We start from the raw sequence: 4,325 nt of genomic DNA, 5'->3' as shown, positions 1-4,325 counted from the left end.
GATTGACTTTCAAGTGGTCGGCATCGGCTCCGATCGGGCCGTCCCATCCGGCCGCCTCGGCCGCTTGCATCGCGTCGGCCATCACACCCTCGGGCGTCCGCTTGGTTCGCGTCATCTCGCGAATCGATTGCTGGGGGAAGATCGCCGTGATCCCTTTTCCGCAACGTTTCATCGCGGCGACGTGTCCGGGGGTTGCGAGGCCGGTTCGATCTCCGAAACCGAAGCTGGGTTCAAGTCCGAGGGTCGTGCACTTTATGGTCATTGCGATCTATTGAGCAGGGAGGGGACGTTTGGGAATCGTGTGGTGTTTGGGGGGTAGCTTACGGTCGGATCTGAGATCCTTGAAGCACCTGCATGGTAGCGGTCTGGCCGAGCGGCGTGAGGGAAACCGTCATCGGCACCCATCGCGGTCGATTTCTGGCGAAACATCAACAATGCGCCGGAGATCGTCACCAAAATGGCCCCGCCATCCCATGGTTGCCGCCGAGAAAACCGGGAAAAAATTTTGCCGGATCGGAGCGTCCGCGACCGGGCCGCGACCGACACGGGGGCGTTGCAGAGCGAGGACGCAAATCCGGCGAACTTTTTTTATTCGCCCGATGTCTCTCAAGAGAGCGTGGGATGCGTCCGATACCTCTCTTCACGACGAGAACGATTCTCCGAGTCAGTCCCGAAAGGCAGGCTGGACGGTTTTGGGAGTTCTTGACGGTTCGGGAAAGTTTTCTTAATCTTTCCATCAGTTGAAGGCGACTTGGCCGAGTGGTTAGGCAGCGGATTGCAAATCCGTCTACAGCAGTTCGAATCTGCTAGTCGCCTCTCTTTGAGAGGTGTGATCTTGGACACCGATCGAGATCGCTCAATGGCCCCGCGTGAGCTGCTACATTGGTAGGCACTACCCCTCTCGCGGAGTGCTTGCATGTGGAATTCGATTTGTCGTTGGGCAGCCGGCTTGTTCTTGCTCGGCGTCTCGGTGGTCGTCGCCGATGAAGTGGTCGACGATGCCGACAAAGTCGACGGCCTGGTGTTTCGAGAGCCATTTTCGGGGCTCTCGGCCAGCGAGATTGAATCCAAGCTGATCGTGTTTCTGATCACCGACGAAGATCCATTTCAATGGACCAAGGCCAAGCTGGACAAGGCCGACAAAAGTCGTCTCGGCGGGGGACCGGATGTTTGGTGCGGCCCAAATTTTCGACGGTCCTTTCAGAAGCTGTTCGTCAAACGCCCCGACCTGAAGGACCGCTGCATCGCCCAACGTGTCGTGGCGGGATTGCCGGCGAACTTGACGGCAGACGTCGCCCGGTCATTGCCGCCACGTGCGATCACGGCGATCTGCGACGGGCAATACCGGCTGCTTCATTTCAGCGTCGGTGTGCCCGAACCGGACGATCTGATTCAGATGATCGAGGACGCCGAAGAAAACAAGACGTTGCTGCAACTGCATCCCGATGATCCCGCCGCGATTGGGAAAGCGGTCTTGGATCGGACAAACAAACGGGTGCAACGCGTTTATCAGGAAACACTCGAACGCTTGGCCGAACCGATGAGCTGGGACGAGTCGTTGGCCGTCGATGACGCTTGGGTATCGAAGTACGCACGCTTCGTTTCGTCGCTGAATCCGAGTTACCTGTTTGACGTGCGACTGCGGTTCGAGCTGAGCGATACGAGCGATCTGGTGCGACTGTTGGTGTTGGAACAGCACTGCGAAACGCGTCGGGATTGGTGTGACTCGTTGGCGCCGTACATCGTCGGGCGTCCGATGCGTTCGATCCTAAATCCGCTGGTGGACACGACGTGGGGAATCCCCGCGGTGCTGGAAATCAACAAGGAGGATCATGACGAGATATTGAGGTGGTTTTCGTCTCGCCGGGAGAATTCGTACGTGGTGTTGGCGATCAAGCCGACCTATCTGGACCGCGACATCACTTGGCCGCCGCCCAACATCAGTCGCAATCCGCTGGCTAAACGGAGCTGGAACGAATTGGAAACGGCGATGTCGCATCATCCGTTTCGCAGTGTGTCTGCGGAGGAGCTGGCCGTGGTGCTTCGCGAGCACGACGAAATGTCGATCAGCCTGCTCGCACCGACGCGGGCGAGATATGTAATTTTCGAGCCCGAGAAAAAGAAGCTGACGGTGATTCGCGAATCGGATTTCCCCGGCAAGTTTATCAATCGGCTGGAAACGAAGTAACAAGCGAAACGTGGGGGAAGCATCCTGCTTGCCACCCTCGCCGGCTCCGCCGGCGCGCTCAAGTGGCGCGCTCGATTGGCGGAACCACACGCCGATGGCGGCCGGGAGGCGGGAGCCCAATGCCACTTACTTTGGCACTGAATGAGTTAGCGGAACGGCGCGAGCCGTCCGGTTTGGCCTTGAAAGACCGGAGGGCTCGCGCCCTGCCGCTAACAAAAGCTGAATGAGTTAGCGGAACGGCGCGAGCCGTCCGGTTTGGTCTTGAGAGACCGGAGGGCTCGCGCCCTGCCGCTAACAAAAGCCCCCGTTTGACGCCAACGTTTGTGGCATTGGCCGGGAGCTTCCATCACCGTGCGTTCCCAGACGCTTGCCTGGGAACAAGTACGAACGGCATCAACGTTTCGCTTTCGTCTCCAGCGGCAACCCGTCGCGCTGGACCAACGACAGGATCTCCTGGACCTGCTCCGGGTGCTCGGCAGCGATGTCGTTGACTTCGCCGAGATCGCTGCGGAGGTCATACAATCGCCAATCCGCGTTGCCGGCTCGATCCTTTCGGTAACGCACCAATTTCCAGGGGCCGCGGCGGATACCGATCGACGTTTCGCCCTCTTGGCTGGCCCAATACAGGTATTCGTGTTTCTGCTGGGAATCGGTCTCACCGATCAACGTCGGCAAATACGAGATGCCATCGATGCCATCGGGCGGTTCGGCTCCCGCAATCTCACACGCGGTGGGTAGAAAATCCCAAAACGCTGACGGCAAATCGGATTGAGTTCCGGCAGCGACCTTGCCGGGCCAGCGGGCGATCATCGGGACGCGGATCCCGCCGTCGTGCATCGACCGTTTGTAACCTTTCAGCGGGCCGTTGGAATCAAAGAACTCGTGATCATGATTGCCTTCTCGGTGGGGGCCGTTGTCGGACGTGAAGATCACGAGCGTGTTGTCGTCGATCGAAAGATCCGTCAACAACTTGAACAGGCGACCGACATCGGCATCCATGCGGGTGATCATCGCAGCAAACCCTTTTTCCGGGTTCGGCCACTGGCGGTCCGCGTAAACGCCGTAGTCGGGGACTTCCATGCCGTCCTTCAACACGCGACCGCCTTCGTTGTTCGCGTGCGGAATGGTCCAGTGGATGTGCAACAGGAACGGGCTGCGATAATTGCGTTGGATGAAGTCCAGCGCCGCGTCGATCAACTTGTCGTGCGAATACGTTTCTTTCTTTTTCGAAACGCGTCCGCGGGCGCCCGGGGCGTCCATCAGAACGTTTCCGGGCAAAAAGTCTTGCCGATCGTTTTCCCACAGAAACGGCGGATAGTAGTTGTGCGCGTTGCTTTGGTTCATGTAGCCGTACCAATAATCGAATCCGTTTCGATTGGGGTGGCCTTCGTTATCGATCTCCGCCGGGGCGTTGACGTTACCCAGTGCCCATTTGCCGACGCCCCCGGTTGCATATCCGGCTTGTTGCAGCAACTTTGCGACCGTTTGTTCTTTACCGGTCAATGAGAACGGACGATTGCCGGTCAGCCCCGTGTGGCCGACATGTTGACCTGTCCAAAGCACCAAACGCGACGGACGGCAAACCGTGTGGCCGGCGTAATGGTCCGTGAATCGCATCCCTTCCGCGGCCATTCGATCCAAGTGGGGCGTTTGGATTTCTTTCTGGCCATAGCTTCCCAGATCGCCATAGCCCAAATCATCAACCATGATGTAAATGATGTTGGGTCGGTCCTCGGCGGCGATGGCGGTGCAGGACGCCAGCGCGATGCATGCACCAAGAACGAACGGCAAATTGCGTAGGAGTTGTGGTAGGGGCATCGGTGTCACGATCGCGCGGGTAGGAATGAGTCGGCAGACCCGCAGTATAAAGCCCATCGATCCAGCCGTGGGATCGGCATCGCGGCCAGTCGATTCAACGTTCACGACCTAAGCAACGAGCGGGAAAGAAGCGTCGCCTTGTCGTGGATTGCTGCGCCGATCCGACATAGGATCGCGGGGGACGTCGATTGTATTACTGAGCGACTTTTGGGCTAAGCACCGCACTGTGGTGCACACCGCAGAGCGGTGCCACAACAAAGCCCGGGGTCGCGAAGCGCACCCCGGGTGGGGGCGCAGAGGACAGGGGAACCCCAGCGGG

The 4,325-nt window shown here is 58.8% G+C and carries 3 protein-coding genes and 1 tRNA gene; 2 read left to right on the top strand and 2 right to left on the bottom strand.

Going from position 1 to position 4,325, the window contains the following annotated elements; genetic code table 11:
- Positions 1-262, bottom strand: a 262-nt coding sequence (locus ABX749_RS23995; protein WP_372898224.1) for a tagaturonate epimerase family protein, incomplete at its 3' end; no start/stop codon positions are given.
- A gap of 483 nt (positions 263-745) precedes the next feature.
- On the opposite strand from ABX749_RS23995, the gene ABX749_RS23990 reads away from it, so the two are divergent.
- Positions 746-816 (top strand) — tRNA-Cys (locus ABX749_RS23990).
- A gap of 100 nt (positions 817-916) precedes the next feature.
- Positions 917-2,188 carry a hypothetical protein gene (locus tag ABX749_RS23985; protein WP_372898223.1) on the top strand — a complete coding sequence of 424 codons (1,272 nt, stop codon included), beginning with the start codon at positions 917-919 and terminating at the stop codon, positions 2,186-2,188.
- A gap of 393 nt (positions 2,189-2,581) precedes the next feature.
- Here ABX749_RS23985 and ABX749_RS23980 read toward each other — a convergent pair whose 3' ends face one another.
- A complete protein-coding gene (locus ABX749_RS23980) occupies positions 2,582-4,006 on the bottom strand; it encodes an arylsulfatase (protein WP_372898222.1) in 1,425 nt (474 codons plus the stop codon).
- Positions 4,007-4,325 lie beyond the last annotated feature (319 nt).

Source organism: Stieleria sp., from assembly GCF_041595215.1.
In the GTDB taxonomy this organism is placed as follows: Bacteria; Planctomycetota; Planctomycetia; order Pirellulales; family Pirellulaceae; genus Stieleria; species Stieleria magnilauensis.
The sequence above is the reverse complement of the archived record's forward strand: the minus strand, read 5'-3'. Positions and strand labels throughout refer to the sequence as shown.

Coding starts and splice junctions, on each gene's coding strand:
- ABX749_RS23985 (WP_372898223.1), top strand. CDS start 917: ATGTGGAATTCGATTTGTCGTTGGGCAGCCGGCTTGTTCTTGCTCGGC.
- ABX749_RS23980 (WP_372898222.1), bottom strand. CDS start 4,006: ATGCCCCTACCACAACTCCTACGCAATTTGCCGTTCGTTCTTGGTGCA.